Genomic DNA, 24551 nt, shown 5'->3' with positions numbered 1-24551 from the left:
GGCGGGCGGGCGCGCGGGAGGCGGGCGACGGGGGTGAGCCGCGCTACCTGGAGGCCGGGCGTCCGGCCGCCCAGGGGGTGGGCAGCGCCGGGCCCGCGCGGGGCTGAGCGGTGGTGGGGCCGCCCGGCGGGCGGGGCGGGGAGCAGCGGGCGGGTCGCTGGGCGGCGCCGGGGCCGACGGCGGGCGCGGGGCGTGTGCGGGCCGCGGGGGGTGCGTGATGATGGGCGTATGCCCTTCACCTTCAGCCACCCGGTGGCCGTGCTGCCCCTGCTGCGGGGACTGCGGGCGCGTCCGCCGCTGGTCGCCGCCGGGCTGGTCGCCGGGTCGATGGCCCCGGACCTGCCGTTCTTCGCGGCCTCCTGGCGGCCCGAGGTGTACCGCGCGGGCGCGCTGACGCACCGCTGGTGGGCGGTGCCGACCCTGGACGTGGCGCTGGCGGCGGGGCTGGTGGCGGGCTGGCACGCGGTGCTGCGCCGCCCGCTGCTCGGGTTGCTGCCCGAGCGCTGGCGGACCCCCGCCCTGGCGGCCACCGCGCGGTGCCCCCGGCCGGGGGAGGCCGGTGAGCCGGGGGAGCCGGGCGCTCGGCTGGGGGCCTTCGCGCTCTCCGCCGCGCTGGGGGCGGCCGGCCACGTCGGCTGGGACGCCTTCACGCACGAGGGGCGGGCCGGCGTGCGGCTGCTGCCGGTGCTGGAGCGGCGGGTGGCCGGGGTGCCGCTGTGCACGGTGGCGCAGTACGGGAGCTCGGCGCTCGCGCTGGCGGGGCTGGGGCGCTACCTGGCCCGCGAGCTGGACGCCTGGCCGGTGGCCGGCCCGGCCGCCGCGCCCGGGCCCACGCCCACGTTCGGGCTCGGGCTGGGGGCACGGCGGGCCGTGGTGGGCTTCGCCGCGGTGCTCGGGGCCGGCCACCGGGTGGTCCACGCGGCCCGGGTCCGCGGGCCCGGCGGGCGCCCCTCGCTGATCTCCGACCTCTGCTTCGGCGCCGGTGCGGGGGCGGCGACCGGGGCCGCCGCCCTCGCGCTGCTCGCCGCCCGGCCGCGGCGGGCCTGACCGGCCCGACCGGCCGGTCACGGATCGTTCGGTCACGGGTCAGCCGGTCACGGATCAGGCGGTCGGGGACCAGGAGCGTGCGTAGTTGCGCAGGAAGTACGCCTCGGAGAGCGACATCCGCTCCAGCTCCACCGGGTCCACGCTCTCGTTCACCGCGTGGATCTGGCAGCTCGGCTCCTCCACGCCGATCAGCACGATCTCGGCCCGCGGGTAGAGCGTGCGCAGCGTGTTGCAGAGCGGGATCGAGCCGCCCATGCCGCAGACCCCCATCTCCACCCCGTACGCCTCGTGCATCGCCGCGCCCAGCGCCTCGTAGGCCGGGCCGGAGGTCTCCGCGCTGAACGCCTCGCCACCGGTCAGCCGGGTGACGACGGCCTGCACGCCCCACGGCGCCGCCGCCTCCAGATGGGCGACCAGCGCGTCCTGCGCGGTGCGGATCGTCATGCCCGGCGGAACCCGCAGGCTCACCAGTGCCGAGGCGCCGGCCTGCACCGAGGAGGCCGCACCCTCCACCGAGGGCACGTCGATGCCCAGCACGGTGACCGCGGGCCGGGCCCAGAGCCGGTCGGCGATCCGGCCGGTGCCGATCAGCTCGACCCCGTCCAACACCCTGGCGTCCGCCCGGAACCGCTCCTCGGGGTAGTCGACGCCCGGCCGGCTCTGGTCGCCCGGCAGCCCGGCGATCGTGGTGGCGCCGTGCTCGTCGTGCAGCGTGGCCAGCATCCGGATCAGCGCGGCCAGCGCGTCGGGGGCGGCGCCGCCGAACTGGCCCGAGTGCAGGTTGCCCTGCAGGCTGCGGACCTCGACCCGGACCTCGGTGATCCCGCGCAGCGAGGCGGTGGCGGTCGGCAGGCCGAGGGCGAAGTTGCCCACGTCGCCGATCACGATCGCGTCGGCCGCCAGCAGTTCGGGGTGGGCCAGCGCGTACTGCTCCAGGCCGCCGGTGCCCTGCTCCTCGGAACCCTCCACGATCACCTTGACGTTGACCGGCAGCCGGCCGTCGCCGGTCTGCCGGAGCGCGCGCAGTGCCGTCAGGTGCATCAGGATGTTGCCCTTGCAGTCGGCCGCGCCGCGCCCGTACCAGCGTCCGTCCCGCTCGGTGAGGGTGAAGGGCGGGCTGGCCCAGGCGTTCGCGTCCACCTCGGGCTGCACGTCGTGGTGCGAGTAGAGCAGCACGGTCGGCGCGCCGGGCACGCCCGTCAGCTCGCCGTACACCGACAGGGTGCCGTCGGGGGTCTCCAGCAGCCGAACGTCCGTCAGGCCCTCGGCGCGCAGCGCGTCGGCCACCCAGCGGGCGGCGGCGCGGCACTCCTCGTCGAGCCCCAGCGCGGGATCGGCGATCGAGGGGAAGGCCACCAGCTCGGCCAGCTCCCGTCGGGCACGGGGCATCAGGGAGCGGACGGCGGCGGGCAGATCGGAAGCGGTCATGAGGGTCTCCGGGAGCTGAGTGATCACCAGTGCGACGAGCATAGGACCGAGCGGCGGACGGTGGCGCGACGCCGCCCACCCGGCGTCGGCCGGTCCAAGTGACCCGGCGGTCCGGGTACCTGGGTGGCGGGCGGAGGGCAAGGGCGGTGCGCCGCCTAGGATTACTCGACGTGACAGACTCCGGTAGCGCCAACGATCCCAGCCCGACCCTCGACCCGGGAACCCCGATCGAGGCCGGCCCCGCCGTCGACTCCTGCACCCCCGTCGCCGCCGCCGAGCCCGGTGGCGCCGAGGCGCCCGTCGATCCCGACCCGCTGGACGGGGTCTGGGACGTCGTGGTGGTCGGGGCCGGACCGGCGGGCGCCTCGGCCGCGTACGCCGCCGCCTCCTCGGGGCGCCGGGTCCTGCTGCTCGACAAGGCCGAGCACCCCCGGTACAAGACCTGCGGCGGCGGCATCATCGGCCCCTCCCGCGACACCCTCCCGGCGGACTTCAAGATCCCCTTCCAGGACCGGGTGCACGCCGTGACGTTCGCGCTGAACGGGCGGTTCACCCGCACCCGGCGCTCGAAGCGGATGCTCTTCGGCCTGGTCAACCGCAGCGAGTTCGACCTGCGCCTGGTCGAGTCCGCGCAGCAGGCCGGCGCGGTGCTGGTCACCGGGGTGACCGTCACCGGCGTCGAGCAGCAGGGCGGTGAGGACCGCCGCACGGTGGCCGTCACGCTTGCCGACGGCCGCTCGGTGCAGGCGCGCGCGGTGGTCGGCGCGGACGGCAGCGCGAGCCGGATCGGCCGGCACGTGGGGGTGACCTTCGACCAGATCGACCTCGGCCTCGAGGCGGAGATCCCGGTGCCCGAGCGGGTGGTGCGCGCCTGGGAGGGCCGGATCCACCTGGACTGGGGTCCGCTGCCGGGCAGTTACGGCTGGGTCTTCCCGAAGACCGACTCCGGCACGCTCACCGTCGGGGTCATCTCGGCGCGCGGCGACGGCGAGCTGACCAAGCGCTACCTGGCCGACTACATCCGCCGGTTGGGCCTGGCCGGCTTCGAGCCGGCCGTCGAGTCCGGCCACCTGACCCGCTGCCGGGCCGAGGACTCGCCGCTCTCGCGCGGCCGCGTGCTGGTGGCCGGCGACGCGGCCGGGCTGCTGGAGCCGTGGACCCGCGAGGGCATCTCGTACGCGCTGCGCTCGGGCCGGCTGGCCGGCGAGTGGGCGGTGCAGGTCGCCGAGGCGAGCGGGCCGAGCGAGGTGCGCCGGCAGGCCCTGAACTACGCCTTCGCGGTCAAGGCCGGGCTGGGGGTGGAGATGCGGGCGGGCAAGGTGATGCTGGAGGCGTTCGAACGCCGGCCGCACCTCTTCCACCTCGCCGTCTGCCTGGTGGACCCGGCCTGGCGCGCCTTCGCCCGGACCACCCAGGGGCACATCACTTTCGCGCAGATCCTGCGCCAGTACGGCGCCGCCCGGCGGCTGGCGGCCCTGGCCTCGCGCTGAGCGGGGGCGGTGCGCCCGTGGATCGCACGGGCGTCGGCCGGCGCGTCGCACCGGCGTCGGCCGGTGGGCCGCCCGGTGGCCCGGGCGATGGGCCGGGCGTACTCCCCGGGGAGTACGCCCGGCCACGTCCGTGGGCAGACGCCGGGCGGTGCCGCGCTCGCCTAGCCTTCCGACATGACCCCTTCCGGCACGACCACCGACCGCGGGCCGTGGCGGCCGCCCTGGGTACGGGCGAATCGGGCCGGCTGGCCGCTGCTCTCCTCGCTGGCGGTCGCCGTGCTGCAGGTGGCGGGCAGCGCGGGTGCGGCACGTCACCAGGTGCCGCAGCGCGTCCCGCTGGACGCCTTCGGGTACGTCCTGCTGCTGGCCGGTCCCGCGCTGCTGGTGCTGCGCCGGCGCCGGCCGGTGCCGGTGGTCGCCGGCACCGCCGCGATCACCCTGGTCTACCTGGTGGCCGGTTACCCCTACGGTCCGGTGCTGCTGAGCTTCGCGGTGGCGTACTGCGGGGCGGTGCGGCTGGGACACCGGACGGCGGCCTGGCTGAGCCTGGCCGCCCTCTACGGCGGCCACCTGCTGCTCGGGTTCGTCCTGCCGGCGCACTGGCTCCGCGGCTCCGCGGCGCACGGCGGCTGGTGGCCCGAGCTGGGGCTGGCCGCGCTCACCCTGCTGCTGGCCGCGGTCGCCGAGCTGCTGCGCTTCCGGCACGAGCAGGTCGCGGCGCACCGGGCGGCCGAGGCGGCGGCCCGCGCGCGCCGCGCCGACGAGGAACGGCTGCGGATGGCCCGCGAGCTGCACGACATCCTGGCGCACAGCATCTCGCTCATCCACGTGCAGGCCGGGGTGGCACTGGAGCTGATCGACGAGCAGCCCGAGCAGGTCCGTTCGGCGCTGGTCACCATCAAGGCCACCAGCAAGGAGGCGCTGCGCGAGGTCCGTCAGGTCCTGGGCACCCTGCGGGCGCCCGGCCTGGACCCGCTCGCCGAGCTGACCGCGCAGGCCGCCGACGCCGGGCTGGCGGTCACCGTCCTGAACCGGGGCGAGGGGCGGGCGCTCTCGGCGGGGGCGGGCCTGGCCGCCTTCCGGATCGTCCAGGAGGCGCTGACCAACGTGCTGCGGCACTCGGCCGCGCGGCGGGCCGAGGTGCTGCTGGACTGGACGGTGCCCGGCGGGCTGACGGTCCGGGTGGAGGACCCCGGACCGGGCGCCCGGACGCCGGCGGGTCCCTCGGCGGACCAGGGCGGTTTCGAGGCGGGGAACGGCCTGACCGGGATGCGCGAGCGGGCGGTGGCGCTGGGCGGCACGCTGGCGGCCGGCCCGCTGCCGCAGGGCGGATTCCGGGTGCTGGCCTGGCTGCCGGACGGCGGCGCGGATGACGGGGACGGGGACGGGGCCCGCAGGAGCGCCACGGACGAGGAGGCGGCGGGATGATCAGGGTGCTGCTGGCGGACGACCAGGCGCTGGTGCGGGCCGGCTTCCGGGCGCTGCTGGACGCGCAGGGCGACATCGAGGTGGTCGGCGAGGCGGGCGACGGCGCGGTGGCCGTCGAGCTGACCGCGCGACTGCTGCCGGACGTGGTCCTGATGGACATCCGGATGCCCGGACTGGACGGGCTGGAGGCCACCCGTCGGATCGGGGCGCGGCCCGAACTCGCCGCCGTGAAGGTGGTGGTGCTCACCACCTTCGAGCTGGACGAGTACGTCTTCGAGGCGCTGCGCGGCGGGGCGGCCGGGTTCCTGGTCAAGGACACCGAGCCGGCCGACCTGCTGCGCGCCGTGCGGGTGGCCGCCGCCGGCGACGCGCTGCTCTCGCCGGGGGTGACCCGGCGGCTGATCGGCGAGTTCGCCGCCCGGTCCAAGGAGCCCGCCGCCGCGGGCGGCCCGTCGCTGGCGGTGCTGACGGAGCGCGAGCGCGAGGTGCTGGCGCTGGTGGGCCTGGGGCTCTCCAACGACGAGATCGCCCGCCGCCTGGTGGTCAGCCCGCTGACCGCCAAGACCCACGTGAGCCGCGCGATGGTGAAGCTCGGCGCCCGGGACCGCGCGCAGCTGGTGGTGCTGGCCTACGAGAGCGGTCTGGTCAGGCCGGGCTGGCTGGGCTGAGCGGGTCGGCAGCGGGGGCGGGCGCGCGGTCGGGCCCGGGGCCGGCCCGCGGCCGGGTGCCGATCACCCGCGCGGCGACCCGCCACCGGCGGGACCCCCTGGTTTTCGCCCGGCCCGGCATGCCAGAGTCGTCCCCAGTCCGTCCGACCCACCCTCAGCATCGGATCCCGGAAAGCAGGTCCCACCGCGATGACCAGCGCAGCACCCCTCGTCCGCGTCAGCACGGCCGGAGTCGTCACCACCCTGGAACTCGACTCCCCGCACAACCGGAACGCACTCTCCACCCGGCTGATGGCCGAACTGACGCAGGGCCTGGAGCAGGCCGCCAAGGACCCGGCGGTGCGGGCCGTGGTGCTCGGCCACACCGGCAAGGTCTTCTGTGCCGGCGCCGACCTCTCCGAGGCCACCGGCGCGGACCCGACGGTGGGGCCGCGCGGCCTGGTGGACCTGCAGCGCGCGATCGTGGAGTGCCCCAAGCCGGTCATCGCCTACCTCAACGGCCACGTCCGGGCCGGCGGGCTGGGCCTGGTGGGCGCGGCCGACCTGGCGATCGCCGGGCCGGCCACCACCTTCGCCTTCACCGAGGTCCGGCTGGGCCTGGCCCCGGCCGTCATCTCGCTGCCGCTGCGCCCCAAGCTGGAGCCGCGCGCTGCGGCCCGCTACTACCTGACCGGCGAGACCTTCGACGGGGCCGAGGCGGCCCGGATCGGCCTGGTGACGGTCGCCGCCGCGCAGGAGGAGGAGGCCGCGCAGCAGCTGGCCGCGATCCTGGACGCGCTGCGGCTGGCCTCCCCGCAGGGGCTGGCCGAGTCCAAGCGGCTGGTCAACGCCGAGGTGGTGCGCTCCTTCGCGCAGGACACCGAGGCCCGCGTCGAGCAGTCCGCCCGGCTCTTCGGCTCGCCGGAGGCGCAGGAGGGCATGCGCGCCTTCCTGGAGCGCCGCCCGGCGCCGTGGGTGGCCGGCGACCAGCCGGTGTGAGCTTGGTCCCCCGGGCGGTCGGGGAGCGCGCGCGACGGCTACCGTGATCGCATGTCGATCACCGCCTCGCTGCTCTCCGCTGCCCGGGACCGGGCCCGCCGTGCCACCGGTCGCGCCGTGCACCGGGGGTGGCGCTGGGTGCAGGAGCGCGGCGCGGTCTCCAACCGGAACCCGGGACCGTACCGCTTCCACACGCTCGGGGACGGCAGCAAGCTGGCCTTCCCGCTCGCCACGGTCTTCAACGAGCAGTCGATCGCGATCGGCCCGTTCTGCATCATCGGCGAGCAGGTCACCCTCTCGGCCGGCTTCCTGCCCGGCCTCGACCTCGGCCCGGAGCCGGTGATCACCATCGGCGGGGGCTGCGTGATAGGCCGCGGCAGCCACCTGGTGGGTCACCAGTCGATCGTGCTCGGCGACGACGTCTGGACCGGCCCCAACGTCTACATCAGCGACCAGGCCCACGAGTACCGCGACACCGACCTGCCGATCGGCAAGCAGTGGCCGCGCAACGAGCCGGTGGAGATCGGCTCGGGCAGCTGGATCGGCACCGGCGCGGTGATCCTGCCCGGCGCCCGGCTGGGCCGCAACGTGGTGGTCGCGGCCGGCTCGGTGGTGCGCGGCGAGGTCCCCGACCACAGCGTGGTGGCCGGCGCGCCGGCCAAGGTGGTGCGCAGCTTCACCGAGGCGGACGGCTGGCAGCCCCCGTTCCGCCACCAGGCCCCGCAGCCGCTGCCGGAGGGCGTCACCGCGGAACAGCTGCGCGCCCTGGTCGGCTGGGACCTGCGCCCGCCGGGCGGCGCCGGCGGGCGCTGAGGGCTGCTCAGTCTGCGGCCGACCAGGCCAGGGCGGCCGCCCCGCAGCCCAGCAGGGTTGCGGCGCCCCACAGCAGGACGATCCCGAACAGCCCCCAGCCGGTGGTCGAGTGCTTGACCCAGTAGACGTACGGGGCCGCGACGGTGCCGACCAGCGGGATCGCGGGGAAGAGAAGGAACACGACGTCCGTCCAGCCGCCCGAAGAGGACGAGGAGGAAAAGGACTTGAGGAGGAAGGCGGTCAGGGCGAAGCCGATGACGATGAGCAGGGCGACCAGGAAGGCGTAGCCCAGCGGATGGCCGCCCTCGTGGGCGGACGCAGGGCTGGTGATCGGCCGGGGAGTGGGGTTCGTCGCGGGTGCGGGGCCGCCCAGGACCTTGAACAGCCACACCAGGAAAGGCGGGATCGCTATGGCAGCGCCGATGATGGTGGCCCAGGCGGCCCACTTGTTGAGGTTGCTGTCAGCCATGCCGTAGTACCTCCCCGGCGGCGTGGCCCGGTACGCGCCGGTGCGCGCTGCACGTGCTGAACTTTCCTGCCCGGTCGGGCCGTTGGATCAGAACGTCAGCAGCACGAACGGTCCGGGCGGGGCCGGCGCCGTCGAGGGGTGGCTGACGAGCAGGGCGTCGTGGCCCTCCAGGGCGACGGCCAGCTGGGTGCGGCCCGCGGCGGGGCGCAGGTCGGCGCCCGTGGTGGGCATCTCCACGGTGGCGGGGTGGCCGTGGCGGGTCATCAGGTTGAGCGCGGTGACCGGTCCGGCCGGCGGGGAGGGCAGCAGGCGGCCGGTGGTGGGCAGGTCGCCGGGGAAGGCGAACGGGCGCAGCGGGTGGACGGCGATGGGCGGCCGGTCGCCGACGGTCAGCTCCAGGCCCGGGCCGTCGACCACGGTCAGCACCCGGTCCAGGCCGGGGAAGACCGAGAACGGTCCGTCCGCGGCCACCTCCGCCAGGCTCACCCGCCAGGAGCCGTCCGGTGCGGCGGCCACCTCGCGGGTCACCCCGCCCCCGTTGCGCCAGGGCGCGGCGGTGCGGTCGGCGGCGGGCAGCTGGCGGACGGTCATGCGTCGAGGCTACCGGGCGTTCAGCGCCGGCCGGTGCACGAGGACGGAGAGCACCGCGGCGCCCGCCCCGGCCGCGGCCACCGTGGTGAGCGCGATCGGCAGGCTAGCCGCGTCCGCCAGGAACCCGATCACCGGCGGGCCGATCAGCATGCCGGCGTAACCCAGCGTGGAGGCGGTGGCCACCCCCTGCGGGCCGCCGGCCTCGCCGGCCCGGGCGATGGCGAGCGGGAAGAGGTTGGCCAGGCCCAGGCCGACCAGCACGAACCCGGCCAGTACCAGCGGCACCGAGGGGGTGAGGGCGGCGATCAGCATGCCGGCCCCGGCGGTCAGGCCGCCGGCCGCCATCAGGCGGGCCGGGCCGAGCCGGATCGAGAGCCAGGTGCCGGCGAGGCGGCCGGAGGTCATCGCGAAGGCGTAGGCGGCGTACCCGAAGGCGGCCAGGCCCGCGCTCGCGTGCACGTCGTCGGTCAGGTGCAGGGTCGCCCAGTCGGCCAGCGATCCCTCGCCGTAGGAGCTGCAGAGCGCGGTGAGGCCCAGCAGCAGGACCAGCAGCCGGGTGTGCCCGGCCCGCCCACGCCTCGCGGGGGCCGCGGCCGCCGAGCGGGCCGCTCCCGGTGCGGCTGCCGGCGTCGCTCCCGCTGCCGCGGGTGCCGTCCGGCCGGTGGCGCGGGTCCGTTCGCGCAGCAGGGCGGTGCCCGCCGCCGCCGTGACCAGCAGGCCCAGCAGCCCGCTGAGCGCCAGCGCCCAGGAGGCCGACACCGAGGCCGCGAGCAGTCCGCCGACCGCCGCCCCCAGCAGTCCGCCCAGGCTGTAGCCGGCGTGGAAGCTCGGCATGACGGGCCGGCGCAGTTCGGCGACCACCTCCACGGCCGCGCTGTTCATCGAGACGTTGGCGGCGCCGTACCCCGCGCCGAAGAGCACCAGGACCGCGCCGAGCGTGGGCACCGTGTGCATGTGCGGCGGCAGCAGCACCGAGAGGCTGAGCAGGACGAGCGAGGCGACGGTGACCGGGCGGCTGCCGTACCGCACGCAGAGCCGGCCGATCACGGGCATGGTGGCGACCGCACCGGCCGAGACGCAGAGCAGCGCGAGGCCGAGCGCGGAGTGCGAGGCGTGCACCTGGGCCCGGATGTCGGGGATCCGGACCACCCAGGCGGCGAAGAGGAAGCCGTCGACGGCGAAGAAGGCGGTGAGGGCGATCCGGGCGGCGGACCAGGCGGACCGGGCGCCGGTGGGCGCCGCCGACCCGTTCGAGTGACCGCCGAAAGAGGGACCGCTGCGAGCCTGCGAGGCCGAGCGGTGGGCGCGTGTTTTGTTTAGGAGCGGCACAAAGTCAGAATAGAGGAGTGCCGCACACTCCGACAACCCACGCCGAGCCCCTTCCGCGCCCCGAGGCCGTCCGCCGGCCGGCGCCCGACCGGGGGCGGAGCCTGCTGGGCCCGGCGCTCGAACTGATCCACACCGGACGCGCCCCCACCCGCTCGGCCCTCACCGCCGAGCTGGCGGTCACCCGCGCCACCGCCGGAGCCGTCGCCGCCGAACTGGCCGCGCTCGGCCTGGTGACCGTGGACGCCCACCCGATCGGCACCGGCCGCGGCCGGCCCTCGCACCGCCTGGGGGTGGCCCCCGAAGGCCCGGTGGTGCTCACGGCACAGATCCACAGCGACGGGCTCTCGCTCGCGCTGGCCGGCCTGGGCGGGGTGCTCGGCGAGCCGGTGCACCTGCCGCTGCCCGCGCGCACCGACCCGGAGCGGATGCTCGGCGCGATCGCCGAGGCCGGCGCCGCCCTGGTCGCCGGTCAGCGCCGGCGCTGCCTGGGCGCGGCGCTGGCGCTGCCCAACCCGGTCCGCGAACCGGAGGGCACCACGCCGGCCGCGCTGCACTTCGGCTGGCCCGGCAGCACCCCGGTCGCGGCGCTCTTCGCCGAGGCGATGGCCGGGGTCGACCTCGGGCAGCGCGCCCGCCGCCCGCTGCCGACGGCGGTCGCCAACGACGCCAACCTGGTCGCGCTCGCCGAGCACCGGCACGGCGCCGGCCGCGCCGCCCGCCGCCTGCTGCTGGTCACCTCCGGCCACCGCGGGGTGGGCGGCGCGCTGGTGGTGGACGGTCACCTGCACACCGGCAGCGCCGGACTGGCCCTGGAGGTCGGCCATCTGACGGTCGACCCGCTCGGCCGGCCCTGCCCGTGCGGCAACCGCGGTTGCCTCAACGTGGAGACCGACCCCGAGGCGCTGCTGGCCGCCGCCGGCCGTACCCCCGACCCGCGCCGCCCGCTGCTGGAGCAGGCCCGCGAGCTGGCCGAGTCGGCGGCCCACGACCCGGTGGCCCGCACCGCGGTCGACAAGGTGGTGGACCTGCTGGGGATGGGCCTGGCGGGCCTGGCCAACATCCTCAACCCCGACCGGATCGTGCTCGGCCGCCTGCACCAGGACCTGCTGGCCGCCGCACCCGAGCGGCTGCCCGAGGTGGTGACCCGGCGCAGCCTGTGGGGCCGCTGCGACCAGGTGCCGATCGTCGCGGCCGAGCTCTGCCACGCCGGTCTGATCGGCGCGGGCGAACTGGCCTGGGCCCCCTACCTGGCGAACCCGCAGGCGGTGGCGGGGTAGCGGATCGGGACGACCGCCGGGCGGAGAGCGTGAGTTCGCGGTCGCGGCCGTCGGCGGTCCGGACGACCGGCGCAGGCGGGGCGCCCCGGGAGTAGCCGCGGGCCGCCCGGCTACTCCCGCCGGGGTACCCGCGGTGCAGCCGGCTGCACGACGCGCCGGGCGGGCCCCGGGGAGGAGGGTCTGACTCGACGGATCCGGCGGGTGCCGGGTCCCACCCGAGGAGATGGATCCCATGTTCGCGACGACTGCGTCCGCGCTGCTGGCCGATGACGGCTGGCACCACGGCGGCCCCTGGTTCCTGCTGATCCCGCTGGCCTGGCTGGCCTTCCTGGTGATCGTCTTCACCGTGCTGCGCCGCACCGCGTGGCGCCGCGGCTGCTCCGGCGGCCCGTTCGGGCCGGACGGGTCGCAGAGCCCGTTGGCGGTGCTCGGCCGGCGCTACGCGCAGGGCGAGATCGACGAGGAGGAGTACCGGGCCCGGCGCGCCGTGCTGACCGCCGAGCAGCCCGCCGATGGCCGCTCCGACAAGGGCCAGGGCGGGGTCCGATGACCGTCCTGACCGGTGTCGCGACGCTGCCGGCCGCCCGGGTCGAGGAGGCGGTCAAGATCCACGGCATCGGCGCCACCGAGGTGCGCGCCCTGGACCACGTCACGGTGGACTTCCCGGCGCGGCGGTTCACCGCGATCATGGGGCCGTCGGGTTCCGGGAAGTCCACCCTGCTGCACTGCGCCGCCGGCCTGGACACCCTGACGGCCGGCAGCGCCTTCCTCGGCGCCACCGAGCTGGGCGGCCTGCCGGACCGGCGCCTGACCGTGTTGCGGCGCGAGCGGATCGGGTTCGTCTTCCAGAGCTTCAACCTGGTCCCGACCCTGACCGTGCGGGAGAACATCACCCTGCCGCTGGATCTGGCCGGCCGGGCCGCCGACGGCCAGTGGCTGGCGACGCTGGTCGACGTCGTGGGCCTGGGCGACCGGCTGCACCACCGGCCCTCCGAGCTGTCCGGCGGCCAGCAGCAGCGGGTGGCGGTGGCCCGCGCGCTGGCCTCCCGGCCGGAGGTGGTCTTCGCCGACGAGCCGACCGGCAACCTGGACTCGCGGGCCGGGGCCGAGGTGCTGGGGCTGCTGCGCCGGGCGGTGGACGAGATGGCGCAGTCGGTGGTGATGGTCACCCACGACCCGGTCGCGGCCGGCCACGCCGACCAGGTGCTCTTCCTGGCGGACGGCCGGCTGGTGGACGCGATGGCCGCGCCCACCGCCGAGCGGGTGCTGGACCGCATGAAGGCGTTCGACCCCCGCACGGAGGCCGGCCGGTGAGCGCCACCACCCGGATCGCGCTGCGCTCGCTGCGCGCCCACAAGCGGCGGCTGGCCGCCACCTTCGCCGCGATCCTGCTCGGCGTCGGCTTCCTGGCCGGCACCCTGGTGCTCGGCGACACCCTGCGCGCCACCTTCGGCACGCTGTTCGCCGACGCCGACGCCGGGACCGACGCGGTGGTCCGCAGCACCGACGTGCTGGAGGCGCCGACCACCCCGGGCGGGGTGCGGGCGCCACTCGACGCCGACCTCGCGACGCGGCTGCGCGGCCTGCCGCAGGTGGCGGCGGCCGAGGCGGAGGTGCAAGGCGCCGGTCAGCTGATCGGCTCCGACGGCCGGCCGGTCGGCGGCCAGGGCCCGCCGACGGTGGCCGGCAACTGGCTGGCCGACGCGCGGCTCAACCCCTTCCACCTGACGTCCGGCCGGGCCCCCGCGGCACCGGGTGAAGCCGTCGTCAACCGCGGGGCCGCCACCGCCGGACACCTGCGGGTCGGGGACACCACGGTGCTGCGCACCCCGGACCCGGTGACGGTGCGGATCGTGGGAATCGCGGTCTTCGGCCGGGACGCGGACGGCATGGGCCCGGCCACGTACACCGGGCTCACCCTCGCCGACGCCGAGCGCTACCTGACCCCGCGCGGGTCCGGCCAGGCCGACTCGATCCGGCTGCGGGCCGCCGACGGCACCTCGCAGACGGCTCTGGTCGCGGCGCTGGAGGGGCGGCTGCCGACCGGCGTGCAGGCGGTCACCGGCGCCCAGGCGAGCGCGGAGAGCACCCGGCAGATCTCCGGTGGCTTCCTCAAGCTGTTCACCACCCTGCTGCTGGTCTTCGCCGGGATCGCGCTGCTGGTGGCGACCTTCACGATCCACAACACCTTCGCCATCGTCACCGCCCAGCGCACCCGAGAGACCGCGCTGCTGCGCGCGCTGGGCGCGGGGCGCGAGCAGGTGCTCGGGGCCACCCTGGCCGAGGCCCTCGCGGTGGGGCTGCTGGCCTCGCTGGGCGGCCTGCTGGGCGGGCTCGCGGTGGCCGGCGGACTCCAGGCGCTCTTCCGGGCGGCCGGTTTCGCGCTGCCCGGCGGCGCGCTGGTGGTCACCGGCCGGTCGATCGCGCTGCCGCTGCTGGTGGGCCTCCTGGTCACGGTCGGCTCGGCGCTGAGCCCGGCGCTGCGGGCCGCGCGCACCGCGCCGCTGGCGGCGCTGCGCGCGGTCGACGTCGACCGGGCCGGCTCCGGGCGGGCCGCTCGGCGGCGGGCGGTCCTGGGCGGCGGCCTGCTGGCGCTCGGGGTGTCGCTGGCGGTGGCCGGCGCGAGCGGCGGGCCGTCGGTGGCCGAGACGGCCGCGGGCGCCCTGGCGACACTGGCCGCGGTGGTGGTGCTCGGCCCGGTCGCGGCGTCCCTGGCCGTGCGGGCGCTGGGCGCACCGCTGGCCCGGTGGCGCGGGGTGAGCGGCGCACTGGCCGGACGCAACGCCGCCCGCAACCCGCGGCGGACCGCCGCCACGGCCACCGCGCTCATGGTCGGCGTGGCCGTGGTGACCCTGTTCACCGTCTTCGGCGCCTCGCTCCAGGCGACGCTGGACCACGGCGTCGACGACTCGTTCGCCGGCGACCTGGCGCTCACGGCACCCGCCCGCGGAGCCGGCGGCAGCGGGCTGAGCCCGAAGCTGGCCGACGCGGTGGCCGCGCTGCCGCAGGTGCGGCAGAGCGTGGGGCTGGGCAGGGGGGTGGCCCGGATCGAGGGCCACGACCGGGTGCTGGACGTCACCGACCCCGCCCGGCTCGCCGGCCTGGTCGACCTCGGCCGCGTCGAGGGGCGGCTGGACGCGCTGGGCACCGACGGGCTGGCGCTCTCCCGGGCCGAGGCCGCCCGGCAGGGCTGGCGGCTCGGGCAGCGGGTCACCGTCTCCTTCGCGGACGGCGCGAGCGGTCCGTTCACCGTCCGGGCGCTCTACCAGGGCTCCGCGGTGGCCGGCGACTACCTGATGACCCGGCAGGCCTGGGCGCCGCACCGCGGCCGGGAGAGCGACACCCTGGTCGCCGTCGGCCTGCGCCCCGGGGTGTCACCGGCCCAGGGGCAGGCCGCGGTGCGGGCGGTGGCGGCCGGCTACGGCGACCCGCAGGTGCAGACCCGCGAGGCCTACGCGGCCGACGCCGGGGCCGGGATCGACACGATGCTCGCGCTGGTCTACGCGCTGCTGGCGCTGGCGGTGCTGATCGCGCTGCTGGGTATCGCCAACACGCTCACCCTGGCCGTCCACGAGCGGACCCGGGAGCTGGGCCTGCTGCGGGCCGTGGGGCAGACCCGGGCGCAGCTGCGGGCGATGGTGCGCTGGGAGTCGGTGCTGGTGGCCGCCTTCGGATCGGTCGGCGGACTGGCGCTCGGGTCGTTCCTGGGCTGGGCCCTGGTGCGGGCCTCGGACGGCACGGGGACCGGCTCGTTCGCGCTGCCGGCGGGCCGGCTGGCCGTGGTGCTGGCCGCCGGGCTGCTGGCCGGGGCGGTGGCGGGCCTGCGGCCGGCGCGGCGGGCCGGGCGGCTGGACGTGCTGCGGGCGATCCAGGCGGGCTGATGGCCGCCCGAGCCGCCGGGCGGGCGACCGATCCGGCCGGGTGACGACTGAACCGGTGGGCCGATAAGCGGAAGCTGGCCCACCGGTAACAGTTACTTATCGTAGTTATTTGTTACAGTACGTTCATGGAAACCGTGGATGTGGACCGCTCCGACGCCTCGTACCGCAGCTGGCTCAAGGAGGCCGTCCGCCGGGTCCAGGCCGATGCCAACCGCTCGGCCGACACCCACCTGCTGCGGTTCCCGCTCCCGCTGGAGTGGGGCATCGACCTCTACCTCAAGGACGAGTCCACCCACCCGACCGGCAGCCTCAAGCACCGGCTGGCGCGCTCGCTCTTCCTCTACGGGCTGTGCAACGGCTGGATCCGGCCCGGCAAGCCGGTGATCGAGGCCTCCAGCGGCTCCACCGCGGTCTCCGAGGCGTACTTCGCCAAGCTGATCGGCGTCCCGTTCATCGCGGTGATGGCCAAGACCACCAGCCAGGCCAAGATCGACCTGATCGAGTTCCACGGCGGCAGCTGTCACCTGGTCGACGACGCCGCCCAGGTCTACGAGGCCTCCAGCCGGCTCGCGGCCGAGACCGGCGGGCACTACATGGACCAGTTCACCTACGCCGAACGGGCCACCGACTGGCGCGGCAACAACAACATCGCGGAGTCGATCTTCGCCCAGCTGCGGCTGGAGCCGCACCCCGAGCCGGCCTGGATCGTGGCCACCGCGGGGACCGGCGGCACCTCGGCGACCATCGCCCGTTACGTCCACTACCAGCAGTACGACACCCGGATCTGCGTGGCCGACCCGGAGAACTCCTGCTTCTTCGACGGCTGGGTGCGCCACGACCCGGACGCCACCTGTGCCAGCGGCTCGCGGATCGAGGGGATCGGCCGCCCGCGGATGGAGCCGAGCTTCGTGGCCGGCGCGGTCGACCGGATGATGCAGGTCCCCGACGCCGCCTCGATCGCCGCGATGCGGCTGCTGGAGCGGGTGCTCGGCAAGCGGGCCGGCGCCTCGACCGGCACCGGCCTGTGGAGCGCGCTGCGGATCGTGGCGGAGATGCGCGGGCGCGGCGAGCACGGCAGCGTCGTCACGCTGATCTGCGACCCGGGCGACCGCTACCTCGACAAGTACTACGCCGACGACTGGCTCGCCGAGCAGCGACTGGAGATCGCGCCGCAACTGGCCGCCCTGGAGGCCTTCCTGGCGGGCGGCAGCTGGCCCGAACGGATTTCCGTGTGATATTCACCCTGTCATGAATGATCTTCTGACTGAACGCCTGATCCTGCACCCGCTCACCATCGAGGAGGCGGAGCGGGTGGCGGCCGGTGAGGCCGGCCCGCAGGACCGCTGGGCCGCCGACTACCCGGCCGAGGGCGACCGGGTGGGCGCCCGGATGTTCGTCAAGGGCCACGCGGCCACCGGCGGCGACACCCACCCCTTCGGCGGCTACGAGATCCGCCGCCGCGAGGACGGCCTGGCGATCGGCGGGATCGGCTTCCACGGCGGGCCCGACGAGCACGGCGCGGTGTCGATCGGCTACGGCCTGGCCGAGTCCGCCCGCGGCCAGGGCTACGCGGTGGAGGCGCTGCGCGCGATCCTGGCCGCCGCGCCCGGCTGGGGGGTGCGCCGGCTGCTCGGCGACACCGACCACGACAACCTGCCCTCGCAGCGGGTGATGACCTCCGCGGGCCTGCTGCTCACCCACGAGAGCGACGAGCTGAAGTACTACGCGATGGACCTGGCCTGACGACCGCGCCCGCGGCGCGGGGCGTCCCGGGATCGGGGACGCCCCGCGCCGCGGGCGCAAGCGGAGCGAGGGGCAGGCGCCGCTCAGGCCAGGACCAGCTCGCGCACGTGTTCGCGGGCGGCCTCGGCAGCCTCGGCGGAGAGTGCCGCGTCGGTCACCCAGGTGTCCACCTCGGCCAGCTCGGCGAAGGTCGACAGGCCCACCACGCCCCACTTCGTGTGGTCGGCGACCGCCACCACCCGGCGCGCGGAGGCCACGAAGTTCCGGTTGGTCTCCGCCTCCGCGAGGTTCGGGGTGGAGAGCCCGGCCTCCGGGGAGAGGCCGTGGGTGCCCAGGAAGAGCACGTCGAAGTGGAGCGAGCGGATCGCCCGGTCGGCCACCGGGCCGACCAGCGAGTCGGAGGGCGTGCGCACCCCGCCGGTCAGCACCACCGTGGTGCCGGTCCCCTCGCCCTGTCGCTGGGCGCGCTCGAAGACGTCCGCGACCCGCACGGAGTTGGTCACCACCGTCAGCTGGCCGACCTCGGCCAGGTGCTGCGCGAGGGCGAAGGTCGTGGTGCCGCCAGAGAGCGCGATCGCGCTGCCGGGCGTGACCAGGGCGGCCGCCGCCCGGGCGATCTCCTCCTTGGCGGAGAGCTCCAGGGAGGACTTGGCCTCGAAGCCCGGCTCGTGGGTGCGGGCCTCCTCCACCGGAACCGCGCCGCCGTGCACCTTCTCGATCGCGCCGACCTTGGCCAGCGCGTCCAGATCGCGCCGGATGGTCATGTCCGAGACGTTCAACCGGCGGGTGAGTTCGTTGACCCGCACTCCGCCGCGTCGGCGGACCTCGTCCAGGATCAGCGCCCGGCGCTGTTCGGCTAGCAGGTTGCTGTTGTCGGCCACGTACGCAGCCCCGCCTTTCCCTGATCCCGCCCGATTACCCCTAATGGGCCCATCCTGCCACGTCGGGTCGGCTTGACGGCAGCGGGAGATCGGCCGGGACGAGGAGTTGGAGCTCCTCGGTGGACGGGTCGGCCAGCTGGGCGACCCGCATGGCGTGCCGCTCGACCATGGTCTCGAAGACCTGCCGGGCAGTGCGCCCGTTGCCGAAGTTGGGTCCGCGGTCCAGGGTCGCGAAGTGCCCGAGCAGGCCGTCGGCGGTGCCCTCGGCCAGCTCGTACTCGTGTTCGCGGCACTGCGTGCGGGCGATCTCCAGCAGCTCGGAGTCGGTGTAGTCGGGGAACGCGACGGTGCGTGAGAAGCGCGAGGAGACCCCGGGGTTGGCGCCCAGGAAGCGCTCCATCTCGGCGGTGTAGCCGGCCACGATGACCACCACCTCGTCGCGGTGGTCCTCCATCAGCTTGACCAGGGTGTCGATCGCCTCGCGGCCGAAGTCGCGCGCGCCGTCCTCGGGCGCCAGCGCGTAGGCCTCGTCGATGAAGAGCACCCCGCCGCGGGCCTGGTCGAAGGCGGCCTGGGTGCGGATCGCGGTGGAGCCGATGTGCTCGCCGACCAGGTCGACCCGGGCCACCTCCACCAGGTGGCCGCGCTGCAGCACCCCGAGGGCGGCCAGGATCTCGCCGTAGAGGCGGGCCACCGTGGTCTTGCCGGTGCCGGGGGAGCCGGTGAAGACCAGGTGCCGGCGCAACGAGGGCGCCTTCAGGCCGGCCTGCCGGCGCCGGCGGCCCACCGAGATCAGGTCGATCAGGGTGCGCACCTCCTGCTTCACGGTGGCCAGCCCGATCAGCGCGTCCAGCTCGGCCAGCGCCTCGTCGGCCGGGCGGCAGTCGGGGATCGGCGTGATCTGGGCCAGCGGGGCGAGCGCCGGGGCGGAGGTCAGCTGCAGGGTGCCGGCGGCACCACCGTGCGCGGCGCGCGGGCCCGGCACGCTCTCGGCGGGCGCGGTCGCCTGCGGCGGGACGTCGTCGGAGGTGCACGCCTCCACCACCGGGCCGGGCTCGGAGAACTCGAAGCCGGCCCGGGCGTTCTGCTCGGCGCGGCAGCGGGTCAGCGCGCTGCGGCAGCCGTCGATGATGTGGAAGCCGAAGCCGCGGCCCTGCAGCACCCGGCAGTCCTCGAAGCTGCCGCGGCCCTGCGCCGAGACGTAGACGGCCGCCTCCGCGCTGCCGCGCACCACGCAGTCGCGCAGCACCGGGTCGGCGCCCTTGGTGACGATCACCCCGGTGGCGACGTCGGAGATCTCACAGCCCGTCAGCACCCCGCCGCTGCCGTGGTCGCGGAACCAGAGCCCGGTGCCGGCCTGCTGCACCCGGCAACGCTCCAGGGCCACCGAGGCGCCCGAGCTGACCGAGACCGCCGAGCTGCGGATCCGGCTGAACGAGGTGTCCGTGACGATCGCCCGCGAGTCGCGGTCCAGCACGAACAGGGCGTCCGGCAGGTCGTGCAGATCGCAGTCCGAGAGGGTGAGTTGGGCGCCGTCGCTGACCCAGATCGCCGGGTAGTCGCCGGTGCTGTCCTCGATCTCGCAGCCGCTGGCCTCGGCCCGGGTGCCCGGGTCCCAGACCGAGAGCGCGCCGCGGCCGAAGGCCCGCACGCTGCTCTGGCGCAGCGTCAGCAGCGAGCGGCCGCGCAGGTCGGCGGCGTTCTCCGGCAGGTCGTGCAGGCGGCACTGGAAGAGGTCGAGCTCGGCCTCGGTGTCCAGGGTCAGGCCGTTGCCGGTGACCCGGTGGATCTCGCAGTCGGTCAGCCGGCCGGCCGCCTTGGACTCGGCCTGCACGCCGCTGCCGCGGATCTCGTACACCTCGCAGCCGGTCAGCTCGGCCAGGCTGCCCGCGTCGGTGAGCAGCACGCCGGCGCCGGCGGTGTGGTGCAGTCGGCAGCGCTCGAGGCGGGCCTTGGCGCCCTCCAGCACGGCGAGCCCGGCCTGGCCGGCGGCGGTGACCTCGCAGTCCTCGAAGAGCGCGCCCGCCCCGCCGCGCAGCCGCAGGCCCAGCCCCGAGGGGTTGGCCACCACGCAGCCGCTCAGGTGGGGGTCGGCGCGGTCGTCCACCTCGATGCCGACCGCCGAGTGGGTGTCCACCCGCACGCCCGACAGCCGGGCGTCCGCGCCGGGGCCGGTGATCCGCACCGCGGCGGCGGAGCTGTCGTACCCCTCCACCAGCAGGTCGCGGACGGTGGCGGCGGCCGTCACGGTCAGCGCCACCCCGGAGGGCGGGTCGATCCGCACGGTGCCGGGGCCCTCGGCGGGCAGCAGCGTCACGGCCTTGTCGAGCAGCACGTTCTCGCGGTAGACGCCCGGGCGCACGGTGACGGTGTCGCCCGGCTCGGCCGCCGCGAGGGCTTCTCGCAGCGTCTCGTACTCGCCGGCGCGACGCCGCCAGCGCGAGCCGCTGTCCTGCGTGACCCGCACCCTGTGCTCACCCATGACGCTCCGTCGTCCCCGCCTTCCGCTGTTCGCCGCCCGGCTGCCGCCGGGCTTGTCGCCTGCTGCGGCCGCCCGTTGCTCGGCTCACCGTAGCGTGCCGGGCCGACCGCGCGAGCCCGTCCGGTGCCGGGTCAGGCGGCCGGCAGCCGTCCGGCACGGGCCAGTACCCTCACCTCGTCGCCCAGCCGGAGGGTGCCCAGCAGATCGCCGCTCACCTGGTCGGGTCGCTCCGGAATCAGATTGACGCCGAACACCGCCTTGCGGTCGAAGCGGTGGTGCCGGGCCAGCGAGCGCAGCGGCTCGGGGCCCCGGCGCTCGCCGCTCTCCTGGTCGGTGGTGGTCACCACGCAGCGCCCGCAGAGCTTGACCGCCCGGAACGTCAGCTCGCCCACCGCGATCCGTCGCCAACCGTCCTCCTCCCAGGGCTCGGTCCCCTCGATCACCAGGTTCGGGCGGAAGCGTTCCATCGGCAGGGCGGGGGCGCCCTCCTGGGCCATCCAGTCGTTCAGCGCGGCCAGCGAGGCGGTGGTGGTGGCCAGCAGCGGGAAGCCGTCGGCCATGCTCACGGTGTCACCGGGGTCGGCGAAGGCGGCGGCCACCGGTCGCGCCCGCGGGTCGTCCAGGTGCAGCAGCCGGACCTCGCCGAGCCGTTCGGCGAACCAGAGCTGCGTCTTGGGATCGGCCTCGGTGGCCGCGAACCTGGTGCCGAAGACGTCGCCCTGCACGCGGGGCGCGCCCCCGGCGGGGCTCGGCGCCGTGATCCGCAGCTCCTCGCCGTCGGGGGAGGTGACCAGCAGCGTGCCGTCGTCCTCCAGGGCGGTGCGGTACTGCCCCACCGCGGCGATGTCGCGCTGGGTGACGGCCCGCCCGTCCGGGTCGGCGAGCATCCAGCGACGGTCGCCGGTCAGGCCCCAGGGCTCCACGGTGGCGCTCGCCGGGCTCTGTCGGTACATCGACTTGACGGGGTAGCGGTGCAGGCCGGAGAGCAGAGGCATAGACCCATCCTGCCAGGTCGCCGGGACCCCGATCCGCGCACGGCCCCTCCGCGCACGGCCCCGATATGCGCACGGGCCGCCCGGACGCCGTCGAACGGCGGCCGGGCGGCCCGTGGATGACCGGTCCCCCTCGATCAGTAGGCCTGCCCCGGGTAGGGGTGGGCCTGCTGAGCCTGCTGCGGTGCCTGGTTGAACTGCCCCTGGCCGAACTGGCCGCCCCCGAACTGGCTCTGCCCGAAGCCCTGCGGGCCGCCCTGCTGGCCGAGCGGCTGCTGCTGCCCGAAGCCCTGCTGCCCCAGCGGTTGCTGGCCGAAGCCCTGCTGTCCGAACTGCGGGCCGCCCTGCTGCTGCGGGGCCTGCGGGCCCTGCTGCTGGAAGAACTGCTGCGGCGGCATCGGTCGGACCGGGGCCATCGGCGCGGGCGCACCCGGCCCGCCGGGACGGAAGGCCCCCGGCTGCTGGTCCCACGGCTGCGGTGCGGCGGGCTGGCCGAAACCCTGCTGCATCGGCGGCGCGGGGATCCGCTGCCCGGGGACGTACGGCTGGCCGCCGTAGCCGGGCAGTGGCTGCGCGGCCGGGTAGCCACCGGTGCTGCCACCGGTGCCGGGACCGAGCGCCAGGCGCGCCGGCGGCAGGGCCGGCAGCAGGCTGGTCGACTCGAAGGCCGAGCCGTAGGAGGGTGCCGACGGTGTGGGGGCCGGCGGGAGCGCGGCCGGCACGTTGATCGGCGCGATCTGGGGGACTCCGCGCTCTGCGACCAAGCTGTCGTAGATGGGCGTGCCCGACGAAAAGGACGGAGCGAAGTAACCGACTCCGTCGTAGGAGCGGGGCGAGGTCATGGGGCATACCGTAAGCCCAGAATGCGCCCCTGAGGAGACTGGGAGGGGTGGTAGTTCGAGTGTTTACACAGTCTTCGCTCCGCCAATGCCCCCAAAGTGGGGAGGATCGGACATTCAGCGGATGATTTCCGGTCATTCGGACATACGTGAGCCCCCCGCGCCGGGGGGCTCACTCCGGCGCGGGGCTCAGCCGCGCTGCAGGGCCTGAGCTGGGAAGCCGGGCAGGCCGGCCACCTCCGAGGTGCAGAACGAGCAGCGGGTGGCGGCGGCCGGAATCCGGCTGAGGCACTCGGGGCAGTCCACCTTGGCCGGCTCGGCCGCCTTCGGCTTCTCCAGCCGCGCCTGCAGGCGGCCCACCGGCAGCACCACCACGAAGTAGATCGAGGCGCTGACCAGCACGAAGCTGATCAACGCGTTCAGGAAGGCCCCGTACGGGAAGGTGGTGCCGCCGACCTGGAAGGTCTTCTGGGTGAAGTCGCCGACGGCGCCGGTGGCGACCCCGATCAACGGGGTCAGGAAGGCGGCGACGAAGCCGGTGACGACGGCGGTGAAGGCCGCGCCGATGACGATGCCGACGGCCAGGTCGACGACGTTTCCACGCAGCAGGAAGCTGCGGAAGCCCTTGAACACGGCTCTGAACTCCAGACACATCGATGCGGAGCGCGTGGCGCGCCCCCTCGATCGGCCATCCTGGCCAACGCGCGGGAGCCCGGTCCAGCCGGCGGCACCCGCTTCGCCCGTACGGCTCAACGGAGTTGACGTCGGCTCAGGTCCTGCGTGCACGTACCTGCGGGGCGGAGCGGTGGATCCGGGTGACGGCCGCGGCCACCCGGCGCACCACCGCCTCGTCCATCTGCGACCAGAGCGGGACGGTCAGCACCGAGGCCGCCAGCCGGTCGGTGAGCGGCAGGTGCTCGGCCTGGCCGAGCCGGGCGTAGGCGCGCTGGCGGTGCACCGGGGGGTGGAAGTAGCGTCGGGTGTCGATGCCCTCGGCCCGCAGCGCGTCGGCCAGTTCGGGCACCCGCAGGCCGAACGCGGCCTCGTCGAGGATCAGCGTGAGGTCCTTGAAGGTGGAGGTGTCGCCCGGCTCCGGCCAGGCCGTGCGCAGGCCCGCCAGGCCCGCGGTCTCGGCGGCGAAGGCGGCCGCCAGCGTGCCGCGGTGGGCGACCCGGGCGGGCAGTTCGGCCAGCCAGTTCAGGCCGACGGCGGCGTGCAGCTCGCTCATCCGGGCGTTGAGGCCGGGGAAGCGGGTGTCGTAGTCGCCCGGGTTGCCGTAGTCGCGCGCGATCCGCAGGGTCTGGGCCAGGGCCGCGTCCCGGGTGGCCACCAGGCCGCCCTCGCCGGCCACCGCGACCTTGGTGGGGCTCATGCTGAACACCTCGGCCAGCCCGAAGCCGCCCACCGGGACCCCGCGGCGCCTGCTGCCCAGCGCGTGCGCGGCGTCGTAGACCAGCGGCACCCCGGCCGCGTCGGCCACCTCCCGCAGGCGCTCCACCTGGCAGGGCGTGCCGTAGACGTGGGTGGCCAGCAGCGCGGCGGGACGGTCGGCCGCGGCCAGTCGCTCGGCGGCGTGGGCCGGCTCCAGGGTCAGGTCCACCTCCCGGGCCTCGGCGAAGAGCGGGGTGCCGCCGGCCCAGTGCGCGGCGTGCGCCGTGGCCGAGAAGCTGAAGCCCGGCATCACCACCGCGCGGCCCGCGCCGACCCCCGCCGCCTGCAGCACCAGCATCAGCCCCGCCGTGCAGCTGGCCACCGCCACCACGTGCGGGACCTGGAGCAACTCGGCTGCCCGTTCCTCGAGTTCGCGCACGGTCGGGCCGTTGGTCAGCTGGCCGCTGTCCAGCACGGTGGCGAGCCTGGCCAGCAGGGCCGTCCGGTCGGGCACCTGGACCCGGGTCAGCGGCAGGCCGGCCGGGAAGGCCGGCTCGCCGCCGCGCACGGCGGGGCGGTCGGGGGCGGTGGCCGTACGGGTGGAGCCGGTGCGCGGGCTGGTGCGCGGGGCGGGGGTGGCGTCGGCGTCGGTGGTCATCTCGTGGTCCTCCCGGGCTGCTGCGGTGAGGTGGGACGGGGACGGGGACGGCGCTGCGCTTCAGGAGGGGTCGGCGGCCAGGGGCGGTGGGGCTGCCTGCGGGGTCGGTGCGGCCGGCGCGGTCGGGGGCGCCGGGGGGGGGGGGGGGGGGGGGGGGGGGGGGGGGGGGGGGGGGGGGGGGCCCGG

The 24551-nt window shown here is 75.9% G+C and carries 22 protein-coding genes; 12 read left to right on the top strand and 10 right to left on the bottom strand.

The genetic code is table 11. The annotated features are described in order from the left end of the window. Window positions 1–228: 228 nt before the first annotated feature. A complete protein-coding gene (locus ABD323_RS28205) occupies window positions 229–1047 on the top strand; it encodes a DUF4184 family protein (RefSeq protein WP_344444796.1) in 819 nt (272 codons plus the stop codon). A gap of 54 nt (window positions 1048–1101) precedes the next feature. On the opposite strand, the gene ABD323_RS28200 is transcribed toward ABD323_RS28205, so the two are convergent. Then, window positions 1102–2475 carry a dipeptidase gene (locus ABD323_RS28200; RefSeq protein WP_344444795.1) on the bottom strand — a complete coding sequence of 458 codons (1374 nt, stop codon included), beginning with the start codon at window positions 2473–2475 and terminating at the stop codon, window positions 1102–1104. Between the two features lie 314 nt (window positions 2476–2789). Here ABD323_RS28200 and ABD323_RS28195 point away from each other — a divergent pair, with 314 nt between their 5' ends. From ABD323_RS28195 to ABD323_RS28175, 5 genes are all read left to right on the top strand, one after another. Next, window positions 2790–3965 (top strand): geranylgeranyl reductase family protein, encoded by a 1176-nt coding sequence (locus ABD323_RS28195; RefSeq protein WP_344444799.1) that lies wholly within the window; start codon window positions 2790–2792, stop codon window positions 3963–3965. A 174-nt stretch (window positions 3966–4139) separates the two neighbouring features. Further along, window positions 4140–5393 (top strand): sensor histidine kinase, encoded by a 1254-nt coding sequence (locus tag ABD323_RS28190; RefSeq protein ID WP_344444794.1) that lies wholly within the window; start codon window positions 4140–4142, stop codon window positions 5391–5393. After that, complete coding sequence (locus ABD323_RS28185; protein ID WP_344444793.1) at window positions 5390–6061, top strand: response regulator; 672 nt, start codon at window positions 5390–5392, stop codon at window positions 6059–6061. The genes ABD323_RS28190 and ABD323_RS28185 overlap by 4 nt, the downstream gene beginning before the upstream one ends. A 189-nt stretch (window positions 6062–6250) precedes the next feature. Next, window positions 6251–7039, top strand: a complete 789-nt coding sequence (locus tag ABD323_RS28180; protein WP_344444792.1) for an enoyl-CoA hydratase family protein — start codon at window positions 6251–6253, stop codon at window positions 7037–7039. Window positions 7040–7090: 51 nt separating this feature from the next. Further along, window positions 7091–7852: an acyltransferase gene (locus tag ABD323_RS28175; protein ID WP_344444791.1), complete on the top strand. Its 762-nt coding sequence runs from the start codon at window positions 7091–7093 to the stop codon at window positions 7850–7852. A gap of 7 nt (window positions 7853–7859) precedes the next feature. Here ABD323_RS28175 and ABD323_RS28170 read toward each other — a convergent pair whose 3' ends face one another. The 3 genes from ABD323_RS28170 to ABD323_RS28160 form a co-directional block, all read right to left on the bottom strand. After that, a complete protein-coding gene (locus ABD323_RS28170) occupies window positions 7860–8321 on the bottom strand; it encodes a hypothetical protein (protein ID WP_344444790.1) in 462 nt (153 codons plus the stop codon). An 87-nt stretch (window positions 8322–8408) separates the two neighbouring features. Further along, window positions 8409–8912 (bottom strand): HutD/Ves family protein, encoded by a 504-nt coding sequence (locus tag ABD323_RS28165; RefSeq protein ID WP_344444788.1) that lies wholly within the window; start codon window positions 8910–8912, stop codon window positions 8409–8411. Window positions 8913–8921: 9 nt separating this feature from the next. Next, window positions 8922–10241: an MFS transporter gene (locus tag ABD323_RS28160; RefSeq protein ID WP_425556185.1), complete on the bottom strand. Its 1320-nt coding sequence runs from the start codon at window positions 10239–10241 to the stop codon at window positions 8922–8924. A 101-nt stretch (window positions 10242–10342) separates the two neighbouring features. Between ABD323_RS28160 and ABD323_RS28155 the strand changes: the two genes are divergently transcribed. The 6 genes from ABD323_RS28155 to ABD323_RS28130 all read left to right on the top strand — a co-directional run bounded on the left by ABD323_RS28155 (window position 10343) and on the right by ABD323_RS28130 (window position 17142). Continuing rightward, window positions 10343–11518, top strand: coding sequence for an ROK family protein (locus tag ABD323_RS28155; protein WP_344444797.1), 1176 nt, complete (start codon window positions 10343–10345; stop codon window positions 11516–11518). 232 nt (window positions 11519–11750) lie between these two features. After that, on the top strand, window positions 11751–12068 hold the full coding sequence (locus ABD323_RS28150) for an SHOCT domain-containing protein (protein WP_344444787.1): 318 nt from the start codon (window positions 11751–11753) through the stop codon (window positions 12066–12068). Further along, window positions 12065–12832, top strand: a complete 768-nt coding sequence (locus tag ABD323_RS28145; protein ID WP_344444786.1) for an ABC transporter ATP-binding protein — start codon at window positions 12065–12067, stop codon at window positions 12830–12832. The genes ABD323_RS28150 and ABD323_RS28145 overlap by 4 nt, the downstream gene beginning before the upstream one ends. After that, entirely contained in the window at window positions 12829–15399 is a 2571-nt protein-coding gene (locus ABD323_RS28140) for an FtsX-like permease family protein (protein ID WP_344444785.1), read from the top strand. The genes ABD323_RS28145 and ABD323_RS28140 overlap by 4 nt, the downstream gene beginning before the upstream one ends. Window positions 15400–15524: 125 nt before the next feature. Next, on the top strand, window positions 15525–16634 hold the full coding sequence (locus ABD323_RS28135; RefSeq protein ID WP_344444784.1) for a PLP-dependent cysteine synthase family protein: 1110 nt from the start codon (window positions 15525–15527) through the stop codon (window positions 16632–16634). Between the two features lie 13 nt (window positions 16635–16647). After that, window positions 16648–17142, top strand: a complete 495-nt coding sequence (locus ABD323_RS28130; protein ID WP_344444783.1) for a GNAT family N-acetyltransferase — start codon at window positions 16648–16650, stop codon at window positions 17140–17142. Window positions 17143–17225: 83 nt separating this feature from the next. Here the strand turns inward: ABD323_RS28130 and ABD323_RS28125 are convergent, their stop codons facing one another. From ABD323_RS28125 to ABD323_RS28100, 6 genes are all read right to left on the bottom strand, one after another. Further along, window positions 17226–18023 carry a DeoR/GlpR family DNA-binding transcription regulator gene (locus ABD323_RS28125; protein ID WP_344444782.1) on the bottom strand — a complete coding sequence of 266 codons (798 nt, stop codon included), beginning with the start codon at window positions 18021–18023 and terminating at the stop codon, window positions 17226–17228. 40 nt (window positions 18024–18063) lie between these two features. Continuing rightward, the gene (locus ABD323_RS28120; protein WP_344444781.1) at window positions 18064–20505 is read right to left on the bottom strand and encodes a right-handed parallel beta-helix repeat-containing protein; all 2442 of its coding nucleotides are present in this window, start codon (window positions 20503–20505) and stop codon (window positions 18064–18066) included. Window positions 20506–20636: 131 nt separating this feature from the next. Then, window positions 20637–21500 (bottom strand): MOSC domain-containing protein, encoded by an 864-nt coding sequence (locus ABD323_RS28115; protein ID WP_344444780.1) that lies wholly within the window; start codon window positions 21498–21500, stop codon window positions 20637–20639. 134 nt (window positions 21501–21634) lie between these two features. Continuing rightward, window positions 21635–22339, bottom strand: a complete 705-nt coding sequence (locus tag ABD323_RS28110; RefSeq protein WP_344444779.1) for a DUF6643 family protein — start codon at window positions 22337–22339, stop codon at window positions 21635–21637. Between the two features lie 186 nt (window positions 22340–22525). Further along, complete coding sequence (gene mscL, locus ABD323_RS28105) at window positions 22526–22969, bottom strand: large conductance mechanosensitive channel protein MscL (protein ID WP_344444778.1); 444 nt, start codon at window positions 22967–22969, stop codon at window positions 22526–22528. Between the two features lie 136 nt (window positions 22970–23105). Further along, a complete protein-coding gene (locus ABD323_RS28100; protein ID WP_344444777.1) occupies window positions 23106–24365 on the bottom strand; it encodes a DegT/DnrJ/EryC1/StrS family aminotransferase in 1260 nt (419 codons plus the stop codon). Between the last annotated feature and the right edge of the window lie 186 nt (window positions 24366–24551).

The sequence above is a fragment of the Kitasatospora nipponensis genome, from assembly GCF_039528135.1.
GTDB classification, from domain to species: domain Bacteria; phylum Actinomycetota; class Actinomycetes; order Streptomycetales; family Streptomycetaceae; genus Kitasatospora; species Kitasatospora nipponensis.
The sequence above is the reverse complement of the archived record's forward strand: the minus strand, read 5'-3'. Positions and strand labels throughout refer to the sequence as shown.

Bases quoted from the DNA above. Each gene is read 5' to 3' on its own strand.
- ABD323_RS28205 (WP_344444796.1), top strand. From the start codon at position 229: ATGCCCTTCACCTTCAGCCACCCGGTGGCCGTGCTGCCCCTGCTGCGG.
- ABD323_RS28170 (WP_344444790.1), bottom strand. From the start codon at position 8,321: ATGGCTGACAGCAACCTCAACAAGTGGGCCGCCTGGGCCACCATCATC.
- ABD323_RS28175 (WP_344444791.1), top strand. From the start codon at position 7,091: ATGTCGATCACCGCCTCGCTGCTCTCCGCTGCCCGGGACCGGGCCCGC.
- ABD323_RS28200 (WP_344444795.1), bottom strand. From the start codon at position 2,475: ATGACCGCTTCCGATCTGCCCGCCGCCGTCCGCTCCCTGATGCCCCGT.
- ABD323_RS28120 (WP_344444781.1), bottom strand. From the start codon at position 20,505: ATGGGTGAGCACAGGGTGCGGGTCACGCAGGACAGCGGCTCGCGCTGG.
- ABD323_RS28165 (WP_344444788.1), bottom strand. From the start codon at position 8,912: ATGACCGTCCGCCAGCTGCCCGCCGCCGACCGCACCGCCGCGCCCTGG.
- ABD323_RS28145 (WP_344444786.1), top strand. From the start codon at position 12,065: ATGACCGTCCTGACCGGTGTCGCGACGCTGCCGGCCGCCCGGGTCGAG.
- ABD323_RS28180 (WP_344444792.1), top strand. From the start codon at position 6,251: ATGACCAGCGCAGCACCCCTCGTCCGCGTCAGCACGGCCGGAGTCGTC.
- ABD323_RS28135 (WP_344444784.1), top strand. From the start codon at position 15,525: ATGGAAACCGTGGATGTGGACCGCTCCGACGCCTCGTACCGCAGCTGG.
- ABD323_RS28100 (WP_344444777.1), bottom strand. From the start codon at position 24,365: ATGACCACCGACGCCGACGCCACCCCCGCCCCGCGCACCAGCCCGCGC.
- ABD323_RS28115 (WP_344444780.1), bottom strand. From the start codon at position 21,500: ATGCCTCTGCTCTCCGGCCTGCACCGCTACCCCGTCAAGTCGATGTAC.
- ABD323_RS28185 (WP_344444793.1), top strand. From the start codon at position 5,390: ATGATCAGGGTGCTGCTGGCGGACGACCAGGCGCTGGTGCGGGCCGGC.
- ABD323_RS28150 (WP_344444787.1), top strand. From the start codon at position 11,751: ATGTTCGCGACGACTGCGTCCGCGCTGCTGGCCGATGACGGCTGGCAC.
- ABD323_RS28110 (WP_344444779.1), bottom strand. From the start codon at position 22,339: ATGACCTCGCCCCGCTCCTACGACGGAGTCGGTTACTTCGCTCCGTCC.
- ABD323_RS28190 (WP_344444794.1), top strand. From the start codon at position 4,140: ATGACCCCTTCCGGCACGACCACCGACCGCGGGCCGTGGCGGCCGCCC.
- ABD323_RS28130 (WP_344444783.1), top strand. From the start codon at position 16,648: ATGAATGATCTTCTGACTGAACGCCTGATCCTGCACCCGCTCACCATC.